The organism is Streptomyces coeruleofuscus, from assembly GCF_039532725.1.
GTDB lineage: Bacteria > Actinomycetota > Actinomycetes > Streptomycetales > Streptomycetaceae > Streptomyces > Streptomyces coeruleofuscus.
Window position 1 is genome coordinate 436,251 of sequence record NZ_BAAASE010000003.1, and the last position, 21,760, is coordinate 458,010.

14 protein-coding genes and 1 pseudogene are annotated in these 21,760 nt (G+C 71.4%); 10 read left to right on the forward strand and 5 right to left on the reverse strand.

From position 1 onward, the window contains the following. Positions 1-116: 116 nt before the first annotated feature. Complete coding sequence (locus ABFX81_RS13220) at positions 117-722, reverse strand: carbonic anhydrase (RefSeq protein ID WP_346138089.1); 606 nt, start codon at positions 720-722, stop codon at positions 117-119. Positions 723-939: 217 nt separating this feature from the next. On the opposite strand from ABFX81_RS13220, the gene ABFX81_RS13225 reads away from it, so the two are divergent. The 5 genes from ABFX81_RS13225 to ABFX81_RS13245 all read left to right on the forward strand — a co-directional run bounded on the left by ABFX81_RS13225 (position 940) and on the right by ABFX81_RS13245 (position 5,801). Next, positions 940-1,788: a response regulator transcription factor gene (locus ABFX81_RS13225; protein WP_346138091.1), complete on the forward strand. Its 849-nt coding sequence runs from the start codon at positions 940-942 to the stop codon at positions 1,786-1,788. After that, on the forward strand, positions 1,785-3,275 hold the full coding sequence (locus ABFX81_RS13230; RefSeq protein ID WP_086850027.1) for an ATP-binding protein: 1,491 nt from the start codon (positions 1,785-1,787) through the stop codon (positions 3,273-3,275). The genes ABFX81_RS13225 and ABFX81_RS13230 overlap by 4 nt, the downstream gene beginning before the upstream one ends. Before the next feature lie 132 nt (positions 3,276-3,407). After that, complete coding sequence (locus ABFX81_RS13235) at positions 3,408-4,565, forward strand: alkaline phosphatase PhoX (RefSeq protein ID WP_086850023.1); 1,158 nt, start codon at positions 3,408-3,410, stop codon at positions 4,563-4,565. Positions 4,566-4,674: 109 nt separating this feature from the next. Beyond that, on the forward strand, positions 4,675-5,190 hold the full coding sequence (locus tag ABFX81_RS13240; protein WP_086850020.1) for an excalibur calcium-binding domain-containing protein: 516 nt from the start codon (positions 4,675-4,677) through the stop codon (positions 5,188-5,190). Between the two features lie 92 nt (positions 5,191-5,282). Further along, entirely contained in the window at positions 5,283-5,801 is a 519-nt protein-coding gene (locus tag ABFX81_RS13245) for an NUDIX hydrolase (RefSeq protein WP_346138092.1), read from the forward strand. Between the two features lie 240 nt (positions 5,802-6,041). Here ABFX81_RS13245 and ppdK read toward each other — a convergent pair whose 3' ends face one another. Both ppdK and ABFX81_RS13255 read right to left on the reverse strand, forming a co-directional pair. Next, a complete protein-coding gene (gene ppdK, locus ABFX81_RS13250; protein ID WP_428837167.1) occupies positions 6,042-8,789 on the reverse strand; it encodes a pyruvate, phosphate dikinase in 2,748 nt (915 codons plus the stop codon). A gap of 405 nt (positions 8,790-9,194) precedes the next feature. Continuing rightward, on the reverse strand, positions 9,195-10,421 hold the full coding sequence (locus ABFX81_RS13255; protein WP_346138093.1) for an ROK family transcriptional regulator: 1,227 nt from the start codon (positions 10,419-10,421) through the stop codon (positions 9,195-9,197). 121 nt (positions 10,422-10,542) lie between these two features. On the opposite strand from ABFX81_RS13255, the gene ABFX81_RS13260 reads away from it, so the two are divergent. The 3 genes from ABFX81_RS13260 (at position 10,543) to ABFX81_RS13270 (ending at position 16,133) form a co-directional block, all read left to right on the forward strand. Next, entirely contained in the window at positions 10,543-12,009 is a 1,467-nt protein-coding gene (locus ABFX81_RS13260; protein WP_086848570.1) for an MGH1-like glycoside hydrolase domain-containing protein, read from the forward strand. Then, complete coding sequence (locus ABFX81_RS13265) at positions 12,006-13,943, forward strand: glycogen debranching N-terminal domain-containing protein (RefSeq protein WP_086848567.1); 1,938 nt, start codon at positions 12,006-12,008, stop codon at positions 13,941-13,943. Before ABFX81_RS13260 ends, ABFX81_RS13265 begins: the two co-directional genes overlap by 4 nt. A gap of 387 nt (positions 13,944-14,330) precedes the next feature. Next, the gene (locus ABFX81_RS13270) at positions 14,331-16,133 is read left to right on the forward strand and encodes a sulfatase-like hydrolase/transferase (protein WP_086848565.1); all 1,803 of its coding nucleotides are present in this window, start codon (positions 14,331-14,333) and stop codon (positions 16,131-16,133) included. Here ABFX81_RS13270 and dusB read toward each other — a convergent pair whose 3' ends face one another. After that, positions 16,134-17,267: a tRNA dihydrouridine synthase DusB gene (gene dusB / locus ABFX81_RS13275; RefSeq protein WP_086848563.1), complete on the reverse strand. Its 1,134-nt coding sequence runs from the start codon at positions 17,265-17,267 to the stop codon at positions 16,134-16,136. It abuts the gene before it with no gap. 78 nt (positions 17,268-17,345) lie between these two features. Between dusB and ABFX81_RS13280 the strand changes: the two genes are divergently transcribed. Further along, positions 17,346-18,797, forward strand: coding sequence for a DHA2 family efflux MFS transporter permease subunit (locus tag ABFX81_RS13280; RefSeq protein ID WP_086848582.1), 1,452 nt, complete (start codon positions 17,346-17,348; stop codon positions 18,795-18,797). 64 nt (positions 18,798-18,861) lie between these two features. Here the strand turns inward: ABFX81_RS13280 and ABFX81_RS42180 are convergent. Continuing rightward, positions 18,862-19,098 (reverse strand): annotated as a pseudogene (locus tag ABFX81_RS42180) (S26 family signal peptidase); the annotation flags it as partial. Positions 19,099-19,797: 699 nt separating this feature from the next. Between ABFX81_RS42180 and ABFX81_RS13285 the strand changes: the two are divergent. Next, a complete protein-coding gene (locus ABFX81_RS13285) occupies positions 19,798-21,651 on the forward strand; it encodes a peroxidase family protein (protein WP_086848560.1) in 1,854 nt (617 codons plus the stop codon). Positions 21,652-21,760 lie beyond the last annotated feature (109 nt).

Below are 21,760 nucleotides of genomic sequence, written 5' to 3' on the forward strand. Positions count from 1 at the left end.
GTCAGAAGAACCGGAATCAGCCGCCCCCCGGTCCGCCGCCGTATCTCCCGCCGGACCGGCCGCCCGGCCCCCTGGCGCGGCGCCGCCGCGTCCCCGCCCCCGCGCATGCGCCCCGCTCACGCGGCATGCACCCGGAAGGCGCCGTCGTCACCGAGTTCGTAGACGAACGCCGTGTCCACCTCGTAGTACCAGCCGTGCAGGCGCAGCCGGCCCGTGTCGAGCCGCTGTCGCACCACCGGGTAACTCCGCAGCGCGGCGAGCTGGTTGACGACGTTGCCCTGGGACACCTCCGGCAGCGACGGGTCGTCCGGTGCGGATTCGAGGACGGGCGCCAGTTCCGGGCGGGCGATGTGGAGCCAGGCGTCCACGCCGGGCAGGGCGGACAGGTCGTCGCCGGACTTCAGCGCGCCCATCGCGCCGCAGTGTGAGTGACCGCACACCACGATGTCCTGAACCCCGAGCACTTCCAGTGCGTACTCGATGGTGGCCGCCTCTCCCGAGGCCCCGGGCCGTCCGTAGGGCGGCACGATATTGCCCGCGTTACGCAGCTCGAATATCTCACCGGGCCGGGCTCCGGTGATCAGTGCGGGTATGACCCGGGAGTCCGAGCAGGTGATGAACAGCGCCTCCGGATATTGCCCTTCGGCCAGTTTCCGGTATTCGCCGCTGTCGAAATCGACGCGCGTCCTGAATGTGCGGGCGCGATCCAGCAATGCCTTCAACTTAACCCTCCTGAGCTGCGGTTTCCTTCGATGCACCCCACCGTAGACGGACGACCTACAGCGGAAGGTTAAGCGAACTCCAGAGCCCGGCCAGGAATTGAACATTCTTTGTCGGGATACCCTTACCAACGGTCATCTTGTAGCGTGTGAACTCCAGGGCAGAAAACGCGAATTCACGCTGCCCGGATTCATGCCGGCTCACGGAGAGACAGGACGTATGGGCCTACGAGTGCTGCTCATCGAAGACGACGAGACGATCGCCGAGCCGCTCACCGAGGGGCTCGGCCACTTCGGGCTGTCGGTCGACCACGTCGCCACCGGCGCGGACGGACTGAGAGGCCCGTACAACGACGTCGTCCTGCTCGACCTGGGACTGCCGGACATGGACGGCATCGACGTCTGCCGCGGTATCCGGCAGGTCTCGGACGTGCCCATCCTCATCCTCAGCGCCCGAGGCGAGGAGGCCGACCGCGTGCTGGGCCTGGAGCTGGGCGCCGACGACTACCTGGCGAAACCATTCAGCGTGCGGGAGCTGGTGGCCCGGGTACGGGCGGTGACCCGCCGCACGCAGCGCACCCAGCAGCCGTTCCCCGAGACCCCGGGCACACCGAACACACCGGCCGCGCCCGGCACCCCCGAGCCACCGCCGCCCTACGAAGCGGCCCCCTCCCCCACGTACGAGCCGGCCCCGGCCCTCTCCTACGACCCCCCTGCGACACCGTCGTACGATCCGGCCCCCGATCCCCCGCACGACCCGGGCCCGCTCGTGGTGGACCGCCGTACCCGCCAGGTCTGGGTCGGCGACTCCCCCGTGCCGCTCACCCCCAAGGAGTTCGACCTGCTGGCGCTCCTCAGCGAGGACCCGGGCGCGGTCTACTCGCGCCAGCAGATCCTCGACCGGGTCTGGGATCCGCACTACGACGGCCCGACCAAGACGCTGGACGTCCATGTGGCCGCGCTGCGCCGCAAGTTGGGGCACCCGGCGTGGATCAGGACACTGCGGGGCGTGGGCTTCCGGCTGGCGGTGCACACCGGGCCGAACGCCCCGCAGGTGGCCTCTCCATGACCCGACGGCTGCTGCTCAGCTACCTCAGCCTCGCCGCGCTGGTGCTGCTCTGCCTGGAGATCCCGCTGGGCTTCGTCTACTCCCGCGGGGAGCGGGAGCAGGTGGTCAACGCGGCGAAGGACGAGGCCGAGTCGGTCTCCGCGTACGCCGCGCTGTCCCTCGCGGCGGGGCGGGCCGAGCGTGACCTGCCCGCCCGGGTGGCGCACTGCGCGGAGCGCATCGGCGGGAAGGTGGTGATCGTCGGCGCTGCCGGCGTGCCGCTCGCCACCTCGCACCCGATGGACACCTCGGTGTCCGGCGCCCTGGCCGACCGGCCGGGCATCGCGGCCGCGCTGCGGGGCACCTCGACGGTGGACGTGCGGACCTCCACGATCGGCGGGGTCGAGTACCTGTCGGTGGCCGCGCCCGTCGGCCAGGAGGCGCGGCCGGTGGGGGCCGTGTGGCTGACGGTGCCCACGCGGACGGTGCACGAGCGGGTCCACCACGTGTGGCTGCTGCTCGCCCTGGGCGGACTGGCCGTGCTGACGGCGGTGGCCGTGGTCGGCTTCGCCTTCGCCCGCTGGGCCGGCCGCCCCATTCGTGAACTGGAGCGGGCGACGCACGAGCTGGGGGAGGGCGGCGGCCGGTTCACCCCGGTGACGATCACGAAGGGCCCACCGGAAGTACGGAGCCTGGCCGCGGCGTTCAACCGCACCGCGGCCCGCTTCGCCCATCTGCTCGCCTCCCAGCGGGCGTTCGCCGGCGAGGCCTCCCACCAGCTGAAGACCCCGCTCGCGGCGCTGCGGCTGCGCCTGGAGAACCTGGAGCCGGACGTCGCCGCCCGGGCCCGGGGCAGCCTCACCGCCGCCGTCACGGAGACGGACCGGCTCGCCCGGATGGTCGAGCACCTGCTGGCGATGGCCCGGCTGGAGGAGCACGCGGCGATCCCCGCCACCGTCGACCTGGGCGCGGTCTGCGCGGAACGGCACCGCACCTGGCAGCCGCTGTTCGCCCGGGAGGACGTCTCCCTCGTGCTCTTCGCGGGCAGCGTCGGCCCGGTGCTCGCGGTGCCGGGAGCCGTCGAGCAGATCATGGACAACCTGCTGTCCAACGCCCTGCGGGCGTCCGCGCCCGGCAGCACCGTCACGATCGAGCTGCGGATGCCGGCCCCGCCCCGCCGCGCCCTGCGCGACAGCCGCCCCCGCTGGGTCGACCTGCACGTCACCGACGAGGGCCCCGGCATGACGGAGGAGCAGCGGGCCCGCGCCTTCGACCGTTTCTGGCGCGCACCGGGCGCCCCCAAGGGCGGCTCGGGACTCGGCCTCGCCCTGGTGCAGCGCCTCGCCCACGCCAGCGGCGGCGAGGCGACCCTGCACGCGGCGGCGACGGGCGGCCTGGACGTGGTGATCCGGCTGCCGTCCGTACGACCGCCGGCCGAGGGGCCCGGACCGGGCACGGACCGGCCGAGGGGCGGCCGGAGACGGGAGGTCCCGGCGCTGCCCGCGTGATCCTGCCGTCCCACGGCCACGAGTTGTCCATGCCCCGTCAACCCTGCCCGTTTAGCGTCCCTCCCGCCTCCCCCCACGCACGACCCTGCCGTCGACCGGCGGCAGGGCGGTACGGCACCTCTTGGAGTGAGAGTGGAACGTCGTAGCCTCCTGCGTGCGGCCGTCCTCGGCGGCACTTCGGCCGCCCTGGGCGGAACCCTGTGGCGCGGCGCCGCGTACGCGGCCCCGGCCCAGCCCGGCACCGGCCCCTACGGGCCGCTGGGCTCCCCGGACGCCAACGGCATCAGACTCCCCAGCGGCTTCACCAGCCGGGTCATCGCCCGGTCGGGCCAGCGGGTCGGGACCACGTCGTACACCTGGCACAACGCCCCGGACGGCGGCGCCTGTTACGCCGACGGCACGGGGTGGATCTACGTCTCCAACTCCGAAATCAATCCCTCGGGCGGCGCGAGCGCGGTCAGGTTCTCCTCGACCGGCGCGATCACCGGCGCGTACCGCATCCTGTCCAGTACCCGCCAGAACTGCGCCGGCGGCAAGACGCCGTGGAACACCTGGCTGTCCTGCGAGGAGGTGGACCGGGGCTACGTCTACGAGACCGACCCCTGGGGCACGAAGGCGGCGGTGCGCCGCGACGCCATGGGCCGCTTCAAGCACGAGGCGGCGGCGGCCGACCCGGTCCGCCAGGTCATCTACCTGACGGAGGACGTGACGGACGGCTGCTTCTACCGCTTCCGCCCGACGACCTGGGGCGACCTGTCCTCCGGCACGCTGGAGGTCCTGGTGGCGGGCAGCGGCACCAGCGGCCCGGTCACCTGGGCCCGGGTCCCCGACCCCTCCGGCGCGACCGCCACCCGCGGCCAGGTCTCCGGCGCCAAGCGCTTCAACGGCGGCGAGGGCTGCTACTACGCGGACGACACCTGCTGGTTCACCACGAAGGGCGACAACCGCGTCTGGCAGTACAACGCCGCCGCCCAGACCATCGAACTCGCCTACGACGACTCCCTGGTCACCGGCGGCACGGCCCCGCTCACCGGCGTCGACAACGTCACCGGCTCCGCCTCCGGCGACCTCTTCGTCGCCGAGGACGGCGGCACCATGGAGATCTGCGTCATCACCCCCGCCGACGTGGTCGCCCCGTTCCTCCGCGTCGACGGCCAGTCCGGCTCGGAGATCACGGGCCCGGCCTTCTCCCCGGACGGCACCCGCCTGTACTTCTCCAGCCAGCGCGGCACCAGCGGCAGCTCCTCGGGCGGCATCACCTACGAGGTGAGGGGCCCGTTCCGCGCATAGCCGCCCCGCCGGGCTTCACATGACCATCACAAAATAGTCACTCCTCCGCCATCCAGAGCCACCCGGATCTACGGTCGTCCCCTCACGTGTCACCACTGGGGGGACGACCATGACCAATCCGTACACCGGCCCGAACACCGACCCGTATCCCGGGCCGCCCATGCCGCCCACGCCGCAGCCCGCACGCCCGGCGCCCCGCTGGGCCCGCAAGCGCTACCTGCTGCCCGCCCTCGGCCTGGCCTGGTTCATCGGCGTCGGCATCGGCGCCTCCGGCGACACGACGGCCGACGCGAAGCCCGCGGCCGCGAAGCCGCAGCCGACCGTCACGGTCACCGCGACCACCACCGCCACCGCCACCGCGACACCGCTCGCGAAGAAGCCGGAACCCGCGCCCACGGTCACCGCCACCAAGACCGTCCGAGCCACCACCACGGTCACCGCACGACCGGCCGCGGGCGGCGGCTCCGACGACAGCGGTTCGGGCGGCTCAGGGGGCTCGGCGGACGTCTACTACGCCAACTGCGACGCCGTCCGGGCCGCCGGTGCCGCCCCCATCCACCGTGGTGAGCCCGGCTACGCCTCCCATCTGGACCGTGACGACGACGGGGTCGCCTGCGACACGTGACACGTGTACGCCGGTGACCATCGGCGCGTTGGGCCGTTCCACCGTTTGGGCAGCTCGTACCGGGCTGCCCGGACGACGGAAGGAACTTCACCGTGGACACGACCGTGCCCGCCACCGACGTACCGCGCGTGCTGCCGCGTGACGAGTGGGTCAAGACGCTGCCGCAGACCATCGTCGCCTCGTGCGTCCTGCTCCTCGACGCCGAGGACCGGATGCTGCTGCTGCGCTACGCCGAGGGCGAGCCCGGTGCCGGGCTCTGGGGGCTGCCGGGCGGCATGCTCGACCAGGGGGAGGACCCCCTCGGCGCCGCGTGCCGGGAGCTGCACGAGGAGACCGGCATCGTCCTGGACCGGGAGCCCCGGTTCGTCGGCTACGACCACCGGGCCGATGTGAAGGGCACGGGCCCCGTGATCGACTTCTACTTCCACGGCGGCCGCCTCGCCCCCGGACAGAACGTCAGGCGCAGCGGCGAGCACGACCAGGACGGCCTGTTCGCCCTCGCCGACCTGGAGTCCACCCCGCTGGCGACCCCGCTGCCGGCCCTCACCGCCCTGCACACGGCCGCCCTGACCGGGACCGTCGTCTGCCTGCGGGAAGGCCTGCCCCGGTGACAGCCCCACGGGCCCGTCGGACCTCGCAGGACACGGAGCGCAGGTCCGCCTCCCGTACCCGGCCGCCCGCACCCGAACGGAACACAAGAGAGCGGGGGCGCACCTCCGCACAAGGTGCGCCCCCGCTCTCCTCCGTGCTCCGGAGCCGCCGCGATCGGTGAGGGTCGGGGACCGCCGACGGCTCCGGGTCCTGAGCGGCCCCGCGCGGGCCACGTGAGGTGGTCCCGCGCGGGCCGCGGTCTACCGGTGGTCGCTGCCCTGCGACTGGACCGCCGCCCGGCCCGCTTCCAGCCGGGCCACCGGGATGCGGAAGGGGGAGCAGGAGACGTAGTCGAGTCCCACCTCGTGGAAGAAGTGGACCGACTCCGGGTCACCGCCGTGCTCACCGCAGACGCCGAGCTTGAGGTCCGGGCGGGTCTCGCGGCCGGCCTGGGCGGCGAGCTTCACCAGGGAGCCGACGCCGTCCTTGTCGATCGTCTCGAACGGGGAGACGCCGAAGATGCCCTTCTCCAGGTACGCGGTGAAGAAGCTGGCCTCCACGTCGTCCCGGGAGAAGCCCCACACCGTCTGGGTGAGGTCGTTCGTGCCGAAGGAGAAGAACTCGGCGGCCTCGGCGATCTGGCCGGCGGTCAGGGCGGCGCGCGGCAGCTCGATCATCGTGCCGATGGACAGCTTGAGCTGCGTGCCCGAGGCCGCCTCGACCTCGGCGATGACCTGGTCGGCCTCCTCGCGCACGATCTCCAGCTCCTGCACCGTGCCGACGAGCGGGATCATGATCTCGGCACGCGGGTCGCCCTTGGCGGCCTTGCGCTCGGCGGCGGCTTCGGCGATCGCCCGGACCTGCATGGTGAACAGGCCGGGGATGACCAGGCCGAGGCGCACCCCGCGCAGACCCAGCATCGGGTTCTGCTCGTGCAGCCGGTGCACGGCCTGGAGGAGGCGCAGTTCGTTCTCGTGCGGCTCCTGGCGGGACTCGGCGAGGGCGACGCGCACCGACAGTTCGGTGATGTCGGGCAGGAACTCGTGCAGCGGCGGGTCCAGCAGCCGGACGGTGACCGGCAGGCCGTCCATCGACTCGAAGAGCTGGACGAAGTCCTGCTTCTGGAGCGGCAGCAGTTCCTTGAGGGACTCCTCGCGCTCGGCCTGGGTGTCGGCCAGGATCAGCCGCTCCACCAGCTCGCGCCGGTCGCCGAGGAACATGTGCTCGGTGCGGCACAGGCCGATGCCCTGAGCGCCGAAGCGGCGGGCCCGCAGCGCGTCCTCGGCGTTGTCGGCGTTGGCCCGCACGCGCAGCCGGCGCTTGCGGTCGGCGAACGCCATGATGCGGTGGACGGCCTCGACCAGCTCGTCGGCGTCCTCGGCACCGGCGTGCATCCGGCCCTCGAAGTACTCCACGACCGGGGACGGCACGACCGGCACCTCACCGAGGTACACCTTGCCCGTCGAGCCGTCGATGGAGACGACGTCGCCCTCCTCGACGACGTGCCCGCCCGGCACGGTCATCCGGCGCCGCTTGGTGTCGACCTCCAGCTCCTCCGCGCCGCAGACACAGGTCTTGCCCATGCCGCGCGCGACCACGGCCGCGTGGGAGGTCTTGCCGCCGCGCGAGGTCAGGATGCCCTCGGCGGCGATCATGCCGTCCAGGTCGTCGGGGTTGGTCTCCCGGCGGATCAGGATGACCTTCTCACCCGAACGCGACCACTTGACGGCGGTGTAGGAGTCGAAGACCGCCTTGCCGACCGCGGCGCCCGGCGAGGCCGCGATGCCCCGGCCGACCGTCTCGACCTTCGAGTCCTCGTCGAAGCGCGGGAACATCAGCTGCGCGAGCTGGGCGCCGTTGACGCGGGTGAGCGCCTCGGCCTCGTCGATCAGGCCCTGGTCCACCAGCTGGGTCGCGATGCGGAACGCCGCGCCCGCGGTGCGCTTGCCGACCCGGGTCTGGAGCATCCACAGCACACCGCGTTCGATGGTGAACTCGATGTCGCAGAGGTCCTTGTAGTGGTTCTCCAGCGTCTCCATGATCTGCATGAGCTGGTCGTACGACTTCTTGTCGATCCGCTCCAGCTCCGCGAGCGGCACGGTGTTGCGGATGCCCGCGACCACGTCCTCGCCCTGGGCGTTCTGGAGGTAGTCGCCGTAGACGCCCTGGTGGCCGGAGGCGGGGTCGCGGGTGAAGGCGACGCCGGTGCCGGAGTCGGGGCCGAGGTTGCCGAAGACCATCGAGCAGACGTTGACCGCGGTGCCCAGGTCGCCCGGGATGCGCTCCTGGCGGCGGTAGAGCTTGGCGCGGTCGGTGTTCCAGGAGTCGAAGACCGCGTGGATGGCGAGGTCCATCTGCTCGCGCGGGTCCTGCGGGAAGTCCCGGTCGGCCTCGGTCTTGACGATCTTCTTGAACTTGGTGACGAGCTTCTTGAGGTCCGCGGCCTCCAGCTCGGTGTCGACCGTGACCTTCTTGGTCTCCTTGGCCTTCTCCAGCGCGTCCTCGAAGAGCTCGCCGTCGACGCCGAGGACGGTCTTGCCGAACATCTGGATGAGGCGGCGGTAGGAGTCCCAGGCGAAGCGCTCGTCGCCGGCCTGCTTGGCCAGGCCCTGCACCGACTTGTCGGAGAGGCCGATGTTGAGGACGGTGTCCATCATGCCGGGCATGGAGAACTTGGCGCCCGAACGCACCGACACCAGCAGCGGGTCGTCGGCCTGGCCGAGCTTCTTGCCCATGCGCTGCTCCAGCGCGTCGAGGTGCGCACTCACCTCGTCACGCAGTGCCGCCGGCTCCTCGCCGCTTTCCAGGTAGACCTTGCACGCCTCAGTGGTGATGGTGAAGCCGGGCGGGACCGGAAGGCCCAGGTTCGTCATCTCGGCGAGGTTCGCGCCCTTGCCACCGAGGAGGTCCTTGAGGTCCTTGTTGCCCTCGGTGAAGTCGTAAACGAACTTCACGCCCTCAACACTCTTACCGTGCTCAGCTACGTGGGGATCTTTGTTTTCCGACACGGGTCTCGACTCCTCGAGGACGCGGTGGCTGCCCTGACGGCGAGGAACATACCCAGATCAAAGGCTTCTGGGTACGTCCACTCGCGCGTCATACGCCTGTAACCACTCGGCCGCCAGCGGATCGAAAGTCAAGGCTCGGCAAGTGATCACAGCCGTATGTTTTCACTTCTTGAACGCATGAACCTCCCTGGACCCCGCCGAACGCTCAGATGAGCGAGGTTCAGCACGCTTGATTTCGCTCGATGAACGATCAAACGGTGGCACTCAGTGCCACCCTTTGGAGAAGTGCAGTCGCTCAAGATCCGCTCATCTGAGCGCAACCCTTATCAAGGGTGGCGAGAATCACGCTGCCACAGCCGACGGAATTTCACCATGCGGACGCGTCTCGGGGCCGAAATGTCCCTGTCACACCCCGAGCGCGCGCAGCCGCTCCTCGACCCGCTCGGGGGCGTAGAGGTGCTCCACGACCATCGCCCCGGCCCCGACCAGCCCGGACCGCTCGCCGAGCCGTGACGTCACGACCTCCAGGTGGGCGGTGGAGCGGGGCAGCGCCCGCTGGTAGAGCAGTTCGCGCACGCCCGTGAGGAAGGGGGTTCCGGCCAGATCCCCGGCGATCATCAGGACCCCGGGGTTGAGGAGCGTCACCACGGTCGCCAGCACGTCCCCGACCCGGCGCCCGGCCTCCCGGGCGAGACCGACCGCCTCGGGATGCCCGGACGCCAGCAGGTCCCGCACGTCCGAGCCGGAGGCCGCCGGCACCCCGGCCTCCGCCAGCCGCCGCGCCACCGCGCCGCCGCTCGCGACGGCGGCCAGGCATCCGTACGAACCGCACCGGCACAGCGTCTGGGCGCCCTCCGGCACCCGGATGTGCCCGATGTCCCCGGCGCCCCCGTCGATGCCCCGGAACACCGCGCCGTCCACCACGACCCCGGCACCGATGCCGGTGGAGACCTTGACCAGCACGAAGGCGGAGCAGTCGGGATAGCCCGTGCGCTGTTCGCCGTAGGCCATGAGGTTGGCGTCGTTGTCCACCAGCACCGGCACCTCGGCGGCGCCCGTGTGCTCGGCGAGCGCCCGGGCCAGCCGGCTCCTTATGTCGTAGCCGTCCCAGCCGGGCATGATCGGCGGCTGGACGACGCGGCCGGTCTCGGTGTCCACCGGGCCGGGCACGGCGAGCCCGACGCCGCACACCGACTCGGCCCCGCGTCCGGCCTTCTCCAGCAACTCGCCCAACCAGCGGCCGAGTTCGCCCAGCACGACGTCCGGCCCGTCGTCGACGACGAGGGTGCCGGAGTGCTCGGCGAGGATCTCGCCGCTCAGCGACAGCACCGCCGCCCGCGCGTGCCGGGTGTCGAGGTCGGCGGCCAGGACCACCGCGTGCTCGTCGTCGAACTCCAGGGTGATGGAGGGGCGCCCGCCCAGCGGGGAGTCCACCGGTCCCCCGGCGCCCTCACGCAGCCAGCCCGCGCGGAAGAGCCGGTCGAGCCGCTGCCCGACGGTGGCCCGGGACAAACCGGTCGCCTGCTGGAGCGCACCCCGGGTCACGGCGCGGCGACTGCGCACCAGTTCGAGCAGTTCGCCGGCGCTCGCCTGGCCGGCACCTCGTCCCGTTCTGACGGGCCGTCCGGTCATGCACACCCCCTTGTGTTTCTCAACCTTGCCTTACATAGTGGGTTTTGCGTGTTAAATAGACGTAACCTCACCGTAGCCGCAGCCGAACCTGCCGGCCGGACGTCTTTCCGGAGAGCCCCGAGTGGACAGCACCGCACAACGCGCCCCTCGTCCCACGGGACGAACCGTTGCATACGATCCGTCCATCCCCGCGCCACCCCTGCACGTCAGGGCCGCCGCCGTGCTGGAGGCCGGCTGGACGGGCACGTCCACGGTGCCCTCGCGCGGTCTGTATCCGCACCAGTGGTCGTGGGACTCGGCGTTCATCGCGATCGGCCTGAGGCACGTGTCGCCGTTACGGGCACAGACGGAGCTGGAGACGCTGCTGGCGGCCCAGTGGGCGGACGGGCGGATCCCGCACATCGTCTTCAACCCCTCCGTCCCGCTCGACGCGTACTTCCCGAGCCCCGACTTCTGGCGCTCCTCGGCCGCGGGGCGCGCCGCGGGCGCCCCGCGCACCGTACAGACCTCCGGGATCGTGCAGCCACCGGTCCACGCGCTGGCCGCGTGGCTGGTGCACCTCGCCGACCCCGGTCTGTCCCGGGCGCGCGGCTTCCTCGCCCGGGCGTATCCCCGGCTCGCGGCCTGGCACCGGTACCTGCTGCACCGGCGGGACCTGGGCGGAGGCGGACTGGTGTCCGTGGTGCACCCCTGGGAACAGGGTATGGACAACAGCCCCTGCTGGGACCGTCCGCTCTCCCGGGTCACTCCGGCCCCGGCCCGCTCCTTCCGCCGCGCCGACCTCCACCACGGCTCCCCCGAGGACCGGCCGACGGATCTGGATTACGGGCGGTACGTGCGGCTGGCCGCCGACTACCGGGACCGGGGGTACGCCGACGGTGGAGTCGGAGGGGCGGCCCGCAGGGCCTCGGTTGAGGGTGGTGGTGGGAAACGGGCGGGCGAGTTCGCCGTGGAGGACCCGGCGTTCAACGCCCTGCTCATCGCCTCCGAGTACGCCCTGGCCCGGATCGCCCGCGAGCTGGGCGCGGCGGCCCCGGCCCGGCAGCACCGCGCCGAGCGGCTCACCGCCGCCCTGGTGGAGCGGCTGTGGGAGCCGTCGGCGGGGATGTTCCTGTGCCGGGACGTGCGCGCCGGGGAGCTGATCCCCGAGCGCGGTGTCTCCGGGCTGGTCCCCCTGCTGCTGCCGAACCTGCCCCGCGACCTCGCGGCCACCCTGGTGCGCACCGTCTGCGGCCCGCACTTCGGGCTCGGCGGCACGACCCGGCTGGTGCCCAGCTACGACCTGCTCGGCGACGCCTTCGACCCGCACCGCTACTGGCGCGGCCCGGCCTGGTTCAACACCAACTGGCTGCTGGAGCGCGGGCTGCGGCTGCACGGCGAGCGCGGCCGGGCCGACGCCCTGCGCAGGGGGATCCTGCACACCGCGAGCGCCTCCGACTTCGCGGAGTACGTGGACCCGCACACCGGACAGGCCTGCGGCGCCACCGGCTTCGGCTGGACCGCCGCCCTCACGCTCGACCTGCTGCACGACCGGCCCGCAGGGGACAGGAACGGCGTCACGGCGATCAAGGGAGAGGTTCGGGGATGACGGACCGGCATCATCTGCTCGTGCACGGCGGGACGTTCGCCGCCGTCGGCGACCGCGGCGACATCAGCGGCTACCGGGGCGGCAGCGCCCCGGACGGAATGTTCGTACAGGACGCGAGGCACCTGAGCCGGTGGCAGCTCACCGTCGACGGGGCCGTGCCCGACACGCTGACGCCGGTGGCCGACGGGGACACCGCGCGCTGCGTCCTCGTGCCCCGCGGCGGCCGCAACGAGCCGCCCGCGTACACGCTCTTCCGCGAACAGGCCGTCGGGGACGCCTCGTTCGTCGAGTCGCTGCGGGTCACCAGCAACCGTCCGGCGCCGACGACGGTCCGCCTCGCGGTCACCGCCGACGCCGACTTCACCGACCAGTTCGAACTGCGCTCCGACCACCGCACCTACACGAAGGCCGGCGCCGTCCGCTCCCGGCAGGTCCTCGGGCACGGTGTGGAGTTCACCTACCGGCGCGGCGAGTGGCGGTCCGTCACGACCGTGACGACCGAGCCCCAGCCGGACGCCGTGGAGGAGACCGGCACCGGCGCCCGCCGCCTGGTGTGGACCCTGGACCTCGAACCGCACGGCACGGCCGAGCTGGTCCTGCGCGTCATGGCCCGCCCGCACGGCGACAAGCGCGCCCTGCGCGTGCCCCGCTCCCCCGCCGCCCTCCAGGAGCGGCTCCTCGCGCGGGAGGGCCGGTTCATGGAGGGCGTGGCGTTCCCGGCCGGCTGGCCGGAGCTGTCCGCGGCCTGCGCCCGGGGCCTCGCCGACCTGGCCGCGCTCCAGGTCCCGGCGACCGGCCCGGACGGCGAGGAACTGCGCGTGCCGGCCGCCGGCGCCCCCTGGTTCCTGACCCTGCTGGGCCGGGACGCCCTGCTGACCTCACTGTTCGCACTGCCCTACCGGCCGCGGCTGGCCGCCGCCACGCTGCCCGCGCTGGCCGCGACCCAGGCCACGGACACCGGTGTCAGCGAGGTCGCCCAGCCCGGCAAGATCGTGCACGAGGTGCGGCACGGCGAGCTGGCGCACTTCGGCCAGGTTCCCTACGCCCGCTACTACGGCTCGGTCGACGCCACGCCCCTGTTCCTCGTCCTGCTCGGGGCGTACACCGAGCAGACCGGCGACACCGGCCTGGCCCGCCGTCTGGAGCGGCACGCCCGCGCGGCGGTCGGCTGGATGCTCGACCACGGCGGCCTGACCTCGCGCGGCTATCTCGTCTACCGCGCCGACCAGGGCGGCCTCGCCAACCAGAACTGGAAGGACTCCCCCGGCGCCATCTGCTCCGCCGAGGGCTCCCGGCCCAACGGCCCGGTGACGGCCGCGGGCGCCCAGGGCTACGCGTACGACGCGCTGCGCCGCACGGCGTGGCTGGCGCGCACGGTGTGGCAGGACGGCACGTACGCGGACCTGCTGGAGCAGGCGGCCGGCGATCTGCGCGACCGTTTCCAGCGGGATTTCTGGATGCCGGAGCGCTCCTTCCCGGCACTCGCGCTCGACGGCCGGGGCCGGCAGGTCGACGCGCTCGCCTCCGACGCCGGGCATCTGCTGTGGTCGGGCCTGCTGGACAAGGAGTACGGCGAACAGGTCGGCCGGCGCCTGCTGGAGCCGGACTTCTTCTCCGGCTGGGGCGTCCGCACCCTGGCCGCCGGTCAGCCGGCCTACCACCCGCTCTCCTACCACCGCGGCTCGGTCTGGCCGCACGACAACGCGCTGATCGCGCTCGGCCTGTCCCGCTACGGGCTGCACGACGAGGCCCGCGCGATCGCCCGCGGCCTGGTCGACGCGGCGAGCGCGACCGGCCACCGGCTGCCGGAGGTCCTCGCCGGCTACGGCCGCGACACGCATCCCGAGCCGGTGCCGTACCCGCACGCGTGCGTGCGTGAATCGCGGTCGGCGTCGGCTCCGTTGGCCCTGCTCACGGCGGTCGGCGGCATCTGAGGGCCGGTTGGCCCAGGGGGTGTCCGCAGAGTCCCGTCGTCCGCCCGGAGGGCGGGCCCCGCGGCGTCCGGTGCGTCTCTGGGGGTACCCCCGGCCGAAGGCTGGGGGAGTGCCGGGCGGACGCCCGCGTACTGGTTGTACGCGGGTGTTCGCCCGGTGCGGCGAGCGGGGGCACCTCCCACGCCCTTAAGGCAGTGGGGGAGCGTGCCGGGCGTCGCAGGGCAGGCGGAACTCTGCGGACACCCCCTGGCGTTTGCCCGGAGTTTGCCGAGCGCTGGCCCGGCGCGCTGAACACACCTGCCGGACGCCCCGTACGGAACTGCGGCGGACCCGTACCCCCACGCGGGTCCGCCACCTCGCCGCGTTCCGCACGGGAAGGACCTCCGGGTGCCTGTCTTCACACGCTTCAGCCGGCCGCCGCAGCCGGGCACCCCAGGGGCCGAGGCCGAGACGGAGCGTGACGCGAGGGAGGAGTCCGAGCCCGTCCCGGCGGAGGCGGACGCTCCCGCTCCCCGATCCCGCCTCGCCCGCCTCCGCGCCTGGCGCACCCGTCACACCCGGGCCGCCCGCGCCCTCCGCCTGACCACCACCGTCCTCGCCGCCGTCCTGGTCCTCGGGGCCCTGCTCCTGCCCAACACCCTCCCGGCCGTCGAGCCGGACCGCTTCGCGCGGATCCCGGCCGAGGCGGTCATCGGGGCCGTCGTCATGCTGGTGCTGCCGCGCCGGCCCCGGCTGGTGGCGGCGGTGCTGTACGGGCTCGGGCTCACCGCGCTGACCACGGTGAACCTGCTCGACATGGGGTTCAACGAGTACCTGGGCCGGGGCTTCAACGCCGCGCTCGACTGGGACCTGCTGCCCGACGCGCAGGCGTACGTCGAGGACACGCTGGGCGGGGGCGTCGCGACCGCCGCTGCCGTCGGCGCGGTCGTACTCGTCCTGCTCGTGGCGGCCGTCATGGTCGCGGCGACGATCCGGCTCGCCGGCGTGCTGTCCCGCCACCGCGTCCGGGCGACCAAGGGCGCCCTGCTCGCCGGCACCGTCTGGGTCACCTGCGCCGCTCTGGGCCTGACGCTCTTCGGGGGTCCGATCGCCTCCGAGCGCGGGGCCGGGGCCCTCCGGGTGCACGCGCAGCGGACCGTGCAGTCGCTGCGGGACGAGGCGGCGTTCGCGCGGGAGGCGAAGGCGGACACCTTCGGCAACACCCCGCCCGGCCAGCTCCTGCCGGACCTGCGAGGCAAGGACGTGATCTTCACGTTCATCGAGAGCTACGGCCGCAGCGCGATCGAGGACCCGATCATGGCGCCCGGCGTCGGCCGGACCCTCGACAGGAGCACCGAGTCGCTGGCGAAGTCCGGCTTCCACGCCCGCAGCGGCTGGCTGACCTCGGCGACCTACGGCGGCAGCAGCTGGCTCGGCCACTCCACGACCATGTCCGGCCTGTGGATCGACAACCAGCGCCGCTACCGTACGGTCACCGCGGGCGACCACCTCACCCTCACCAAGGCGTTCCGGAAGACCGGCGCGTGGGACACGGTGGGCGTCATGCCGGGCGTGCAGAAGGGCTGGCCGGAGGAGAAGTGGTACGGCCTCGACAAGCTCTACGACGCCTTCGACCTGGGCTACCGGGGCCCGAAGTTCAGCTGGTCGACGATGCCCGACCAGTACGCGCTGGAGGCGTTCCAGCGCCGGGTGCACGGTAAGAAGCGCGACAAGCCGCTGATGTCGTTCGTCATCCTGACCTCCAGCCACCAGCCCTGGGCGCCCCTTCCGAAGATGGTCGGCTGGGACGAACTCGGCGACGGCTCGGTCTTCGACGCCGTCCAGAAGGCCGGCAAGAAGGCGTCGGACGTCATCACCGACACGACCAGGTCCCGGCAGGAGTACGGCAAGTCCATCCAGTACTCGGTCACCAGCCTCACCCAGTGGCTGGAGCGCTACGGCACCGACGACACCGTCCTGGTCTTCCTCGGCGACCACCAGCCCATGGCCCGGGTCAGCGGCAACCGCGCGAGCCGGGATGTACCGGTGTCGATCGTCGCGAAGGACCCGGAGGTCCTCGACAAGGTCGCCGACTGGAACTGGACGGAAGGCCTCCAGCCCGACCGCGACGCCCCCGTCTGGAAGATGAGCGCGTTCCGCGACCGCTTCCTCAAGGCGTACGGCTCCACACCACACGCCTCGGGAGGCTGATCAGCCGCCGGAGGTGTCCAGCTCGGCTTCCTCGCCGACGCCCGCGCAGTCGTACGGGTCCTTCAGCCAGCCGTCCGGCAGCACCACGCGGTTGTTGCCGGACGTACGGCCCCGGGGCCCGTCGGCACCGGCGGGCCAGGGCTGGTCGAGGTCCAGCTCGTCGAGACCGGCCCGCAGCTCTTCGAGCGACGAGGTGATCGCGAGCCGCTTGCGCATCTCGGAGCCGACCGCGAAGCCCTTCAGGTACCAGGCGACGTGCTTGCGGAAGTCGATCACGCCCCGGGACTCGTCGCCGATCCACTCGCCGAGCAGGGTGGCGTGCCGGACCATGACGTCGGCGACTTCCCGGAGGGCGGGCCGTGCGATGTCCTCGGAGCGCCCCTCGAAAGCGGCCACGAGGTCGGAGAACAGCCAGGGCCGCCCCAGGCACCCGCGCCCGACCACCACCCCGTCGCAGCCGGTCTCGCGCACCATCCGCAGGGCGTCCTCGGCCGACCAGATGTCGCCGTTGCCGAGCACGGGGATCTCCGGTACGTGCTCCTTCAGCCGGGCGATGGCGTCCCAGTCGGCGGTGCCGCCGTAGTGCTGGGCGGCGGTGCGGCCGTGCAGCGCGATGGCGGTGACGCCCTCCTCGACGGCGATCCGGCCGGCGTCGAGGTAGGTGATGTGGTCGTCGTCGATGCCCTTGCGCATCTTCATCGTCACGGGCAGGTCGCCGGCGCCGCTGACCGCCTCGCGCAGGATGGCCCGCAGCAGGTTCCGCTTGTACGGGAGCGCGGATCCGCCGCCCTTCCGGGTCACCTTGGGCACCGGGCAGCCGAAGTTGAGGTCGATGTGGTCGGCGAGGTCCTCCTCCGCGATCATGCGGACGGCCTTGCCGACGGTCGCCGGGTCCACGCCGTAGAGCTGGATGGACCGGGGCCGCTCACTCGCGTCGAAGTGAATGAGCTGCATCGTCTTCTCGTTGCGCTCGACCAGCGCCCGCGTGGTGATCATCTCGCTCACGAACAGGCCCTTGCCACCACTGAATTCCCTGCACAGGGTGCGGAAGGGCGCGTTGGTGATCCCGGCCATGGGGGCCAGGACGACGGGGGGCCGGACGGCGTGCGGACCGATCTGGAGGGGCGTGGACATTCCTCCATTGTGCCGTGCAATGAGATGGCAAAAATCGTTAGTTAGGCACACTATTGAAATGGGCGTACGATGGTCCGCATGCCCGAGCTCAGTCACCGCCGCCGGATGCTGGTGCTCGCGATCTGCTGTATGAGCCTGCTGATCGTGAGCCTCGACAACACGGTCCTGAACGTGGCCCTCCCCTCCATGCAGCGCGACCTGCACGCGAGCACGTCCGGCCTCCAGTGGACGATCGACGCCTACACCCTCGTCCTGGCCTCGCTGCTGATGCTCGCGGGCTCCACCGCCGACCGGATCGGCCGCAAGCGCGTCTTCATGGCGGGCCTGGTCGTCTTCACCCTCGGCTCGGTGCTGTGCTCCCTCGCGCCGAACCTTCAGGCGCTGGTCGCCTTCCGGATGGTGCAGGCGGTGGGCGGCTCGATGCTGAACCCGGTCGCCATGTCGATCATCACCAACACCTTCACCGACCCACGCGAGCGGGCCCGGGCGATCGGCGCGTGGGGCGCGGTCGTCGGCATATCGATGGCCGCCGGCCCGCTGGTCGGGGGCCTCCTGGTGGAGTCGGTCGGCTGGCGCTCGATCTTCTGGATCAACCTGCCGGTGGGCCTGGCGGCACTGCTCCTCACCCTGCGCTTCGTCCCCGAGTCCCGCGCCGGCAAGGCCCGCCGCCCCGACCCGGTCGGCCAGCTCCTGGTGATCGCCCTGTTCGGCTCCCTGACGTACGCGATCATCGAGGCGCCGAGCACGCCGCCGGCGTCGGTGGCCCCGCTGGCCGTCGTCGCCCTGGCCGCGCTCGCCGGCCTGCTGTGGTACGAGCCGCGCCGCGCGGAACCCCTGATCGACCTGCGCTTCTTCCGCTCCGCACCGTTCAGCGGGGCCACGGTCATCGCCATCAGCGCGTTCGCGGCACTCGGCGGCTTCCTGTTCCTGTCCACGCTGTACCTCCAGAACGTACGCGGCCTGACCGCCCTGGAGGCGGGCCTGTGGATGCTGCCGATGGCGGCCCCGACGTTCCTGTGCGCCCCGCTCTCCGGCCGCCTGGTCGGCAGCCGGGGCCCGCGTGTGCCGCTGCTGATCGCGGGCTGCGCGATGACGGTCAGCGGCATCCTCTTCGCCGCGTTCGAGGCCGAGACCTCGAACACCACCCTCTTCGCCGGGTACGTCCTCTTCGGCATCGGCTTCGGTTTCGTCAACGCGCCGATCACCAACACGGCGGTCTCCGGCATGCCGCGCGCCCAGGCGGGCGTCGCCGCGGCCGTCGCCTCCACGAGCCGCCAGCTCGGCCAGACGCTGGGGGTGGCTGTGGTGGGCGCGGTGCTCGCCGCGGGTGTGGGCGCGTCCCCGTACCGCGAGATGTTCGTCTCGGCCGCCCGGCCGGGCTGGTGGATCATCGCGGCGTGCGGTTTCGCGGTGCTGGCGCTGGGTGCGGTGACGAGCGGGCGGTGGGCCCGGGGAACCGCCGAGCGGACGGCCGCGCGGCTGGAGTCGGCGGAGGTGCGGGATGCGGTGGGGGCCCCGGAGCGGGCCTGAAGCGTCCACGAACGGTGGATCGCGTCATCGGACCGCGCCCGGCGCGGTGGCCGCGCTTGACCATCATGCGCCGGCTGCTTCCTCCCTCCCGGCCCTTGGCGTCAGCAGTGAAGACCACGACCTGGCCGCGCGCGGGGAAACACCGCGTCAGCACTGCCCTCCGGATCACCAGGAGCCGGTCATCGACAAGGAGCGTCGGGGCCATGGACTCAGATACCACACGAACGAAATAAGCGAATGAAGCAATAACCGAGAACGTCAGCGTCAATCCGGCCAGGTAAACAAGCTCTGCAATGTGCACCTACACGGCTCGTCAACTCAGTGCCATCCTGAAGTCCGGGATGGCTGCGGGCTGATCTGCTCCCACCCTGAGAACAGCCGAGGCGCGCCTCACCTGATACTTGACGTCCCCCAGAAGCACGGGCCCACTCGTCTGCGCCGAGAACGGGGCCGGAAGAAGACCCTCGTCGAATTCGCCACGAAAGATCCCGGACCAGAGACGTTCGGATGATCCACAAGATGCGGTGGCCAATGTGAGGTTGCTTTCGAAGACGCTCAGGGCCTCGGGTTCCATCTCGATTCCATGGCGTTCCTGCCAGCGCACCAGGGTACTTCTCCGGGTAGCCCGCCGGAATTCCTGACATGGCAGTCCGAATCCCCGTATCGGGAATCTTCCAGGACGCATACCACCGTAACTGCCGCCACCAGGGCCCGCATCTGCGCAGCGGACGCCTCACCGGACCTCAAGAAGGTCGCGAACGGCGAATATGTAAGCGTCAATAATTGCCTATTTCACGCAGACCGGCCCAGCGCTGCGACCGGGCCGTGTAGCGGTGCTGTTCCGACATGCAGGCGAGCGGAACTTCTCCTAGTGTGAATTTCACGCCGATTCAGATGCCGAGACGCATGTGCGCCATGGCGGCAGAGGTCATCGCAATTACAAGGCCGGTGTGGTCAGCCCGATGGAACACCCACCAGGAGTGCCCCAAGGAGTACCGCCATGAGCACACAACGCTCCCTCTTCCGCCGCTCCCGCTCCGCATTCGCGTCTCTTCCGCGGAGAATCGCCGGCGACCTCGCCGAGTATGTCGACCGGCGCATCGGCTGGGACAAGCCGGCCGTGCTTCCCGGACTGGCGGTCCTCTACGGGCTGCGCGTGAAGCTCCGTCAGGAGAACCTCCACGACACCACGCAGCTGCCCTCGGTCAACCTTCCCGATCCCGGGCCGAAGTCCGAGAAACACAAGGTCAACCGAAGCGCCGACGGCAGCTTCAACGACCTCGACGACCCTCGGATGGGCATGGCGGGCACACGCTTCAACCGCAACATCCCGCTGGACAAGATCCCGTCGGCCACGCCCGAGGACGTCCTCTCCCGGCCCAACCCGCGCGAGGTCAGCCGAGCCCTGCTCACCCGTCACGAGCTGATCCCGGCCGAGTCGGTGAACTCCCTCGTCTCCACCTGGTTGCAGTTCATGATCCGCGACTGGTTCAGCCACGGTACGAGCCCTGAGGACCGGCCCTGGGAAGTGCCCCTCATGGACGACGATCCCTGGCCGGAGCGCCCGATGCGGATCACACGGACACCCGACGACCCGACCCGGGACCCGCGGGCGGGTGCCGACATGCCCGACACGCGCGTCAACGTTTCCTCCCACTGGTGGGACGCGTCGCAGGTCTACGGGTCGAGTGAGGCGGAGCAACGCCGGCTGCGCACCGGTGAGCTGGGCAGGCTGCGGCTGTGGGACGACGAGCAGACCCCGTTCCCCGACCCCTCCCGCGACCCGTCGCGGGTGCCCGGCTTCTGGCTGGGCCTGGTCCTGATGCAGAACCTGTTCGCCCAGGAACACAACGCCATCTGCGACCACTTGCATGCCGCGTATCCGTCCTGGGACGACGAGGAACTGTTCCAGCGAGCCCGGCTCGTCAACGCCGCGCTCATCGCCAAGATCCACACCGTGGAGTGGACGCCGGCTGTGATCAGCCATCCCACGACCGTCAAGGCCCTGCGGACCAACTGGTGGGGCCTCGCGGGGGAACGCGTCCACAACCTTCTCGGCCGGATCAGCGACAGCGAGCTCGTCAGCGGCATCCCCGGCGCCAGAACGGATCAGTACGGCGGCCCGTTCGCCCTCACCGAGGAGTTCGTGGCCATCTACCGCATGCATCCGCTGATCCGCGACGATTGGCACCTGCGCTCCGCCGCCGACGACGAGACCCTGCGCCACTGCACCTTGCGCGACATCTCCGGGCCCGAGGCGCTGAAGGTCCTCGAGACCACGAACATGGCCGACCTGCTCTACAGTTTCGGCACGCTCCCCCCGGGTCTGGTCACCCTGCACAACTTCCCGAAGTTTCTCCAGGAGTTCCAGCGCCCCGACGGCCACCTGCAGGACCTTGCCGCCACCGACATCCTGCGCAGCCGGGAGCTGGGCGTGCCGCGCTACAACGAGTTCCGACGGCTTCTGCGGATGAAGCCCGCGGCAAGCTTCGAGGACCTGACAGACAATCCGGAGTGGGCCGAGGAGATCAAGCGGCTGTACGGGAACGACATCGAGAAGGTCGACCTGACGATCGGGATGTACGCCGAGAGGCTTCCGGCCGGGTTCACCTTCAGCAACACCGCGTTCCGCATCTTCATCCTGATGGCTTCGGTCAGGATGAGCAGTGACCGCTTCTTCACCGAGTACTACACGCCGGCGGTGTACTCCAAGGCCGGAATGGCCTGGATCGACGACAACACCATGGCCACGGTGATCCTCCGGCACCACCCGGAGCTGCGCCCGGCCCTGGCGGGGGTGACCAACGCGTTCGCGCCCTGGCACACGGCACGGTCCGGCACGGGCGGTTCCTGACAGCCATGACGCGTCTCACAACTGGATAACTCGCTGCCGGGCGAAGCCCTGTTGATGTTGGTCTTGCTGCACACTCCTTGCTGCGAGCAGACCGGATCCGCCGGGTTCC

What these genes read in the sequence shown, in the direction of transcription:
- ABFX81_RS13225 (WP_346138091.1), top strand. Translation starts at nt 940, where the DNA reads ATGGGCCTACGAGTGCTGCTCATCGAAGACGACGAGACGATCGCCGAG.
- ABFX81_RS13230 (WP_086850027.1), top strand. Translation starts at nt 1,785, where the DNA reads ATGACCCGACGGCTGCTGCTCAGCTACCTCAGCCTCGCCGCGCTGGTG.
- ABFX81_RS13240 (WP_086850020.1), top strand. Translation starts at nt 4,675, where the DNA reads ATGACCAATCCGTACACCGGCCCGAACACCGACCCGTATCCCGGGCCG.
- ABFX81_RS13255 (WP_346138093.1), bottom strand. Translation starts at nt 10,421, where the DNA reads ATGACCGGACGGCCCGTCAGAACGGGACGAGGTGCCGGCCAGGCGAGC.
- ABFX81_RS13265 (WP_086848567.1), top strand. Translation starts at nt 12,006, where the DNA reads ATGACGGACCGGCATCATCTGCTCGTGCACGGCGGGACGTTCGCCGCC.
- dusB (WP_086848563.1), bottom strand. Translation starts at nt 17,267, where the DNA reads ATGTCCACGCCCCTCCAGATCGGTCCGCACGCCGTCCGGCCCCCCGTC.
- ABFX81_RS13280 (WP_086848582.1), top strand. Translation starts at nt 17,346, where the DNA reads ATGCCCGAGCTCAGTCACCGCCGCCGGATGCTGGTGCTCGCGATCTGC.
- ABFX81_RS13285 (WP_086848560.1), top strand. Translation starts at nt 19,798, where the DNA reads ATGAGCACACAACGCTCCCTCTTCCGCCGCTCCCGCTCCGCATTCGCG.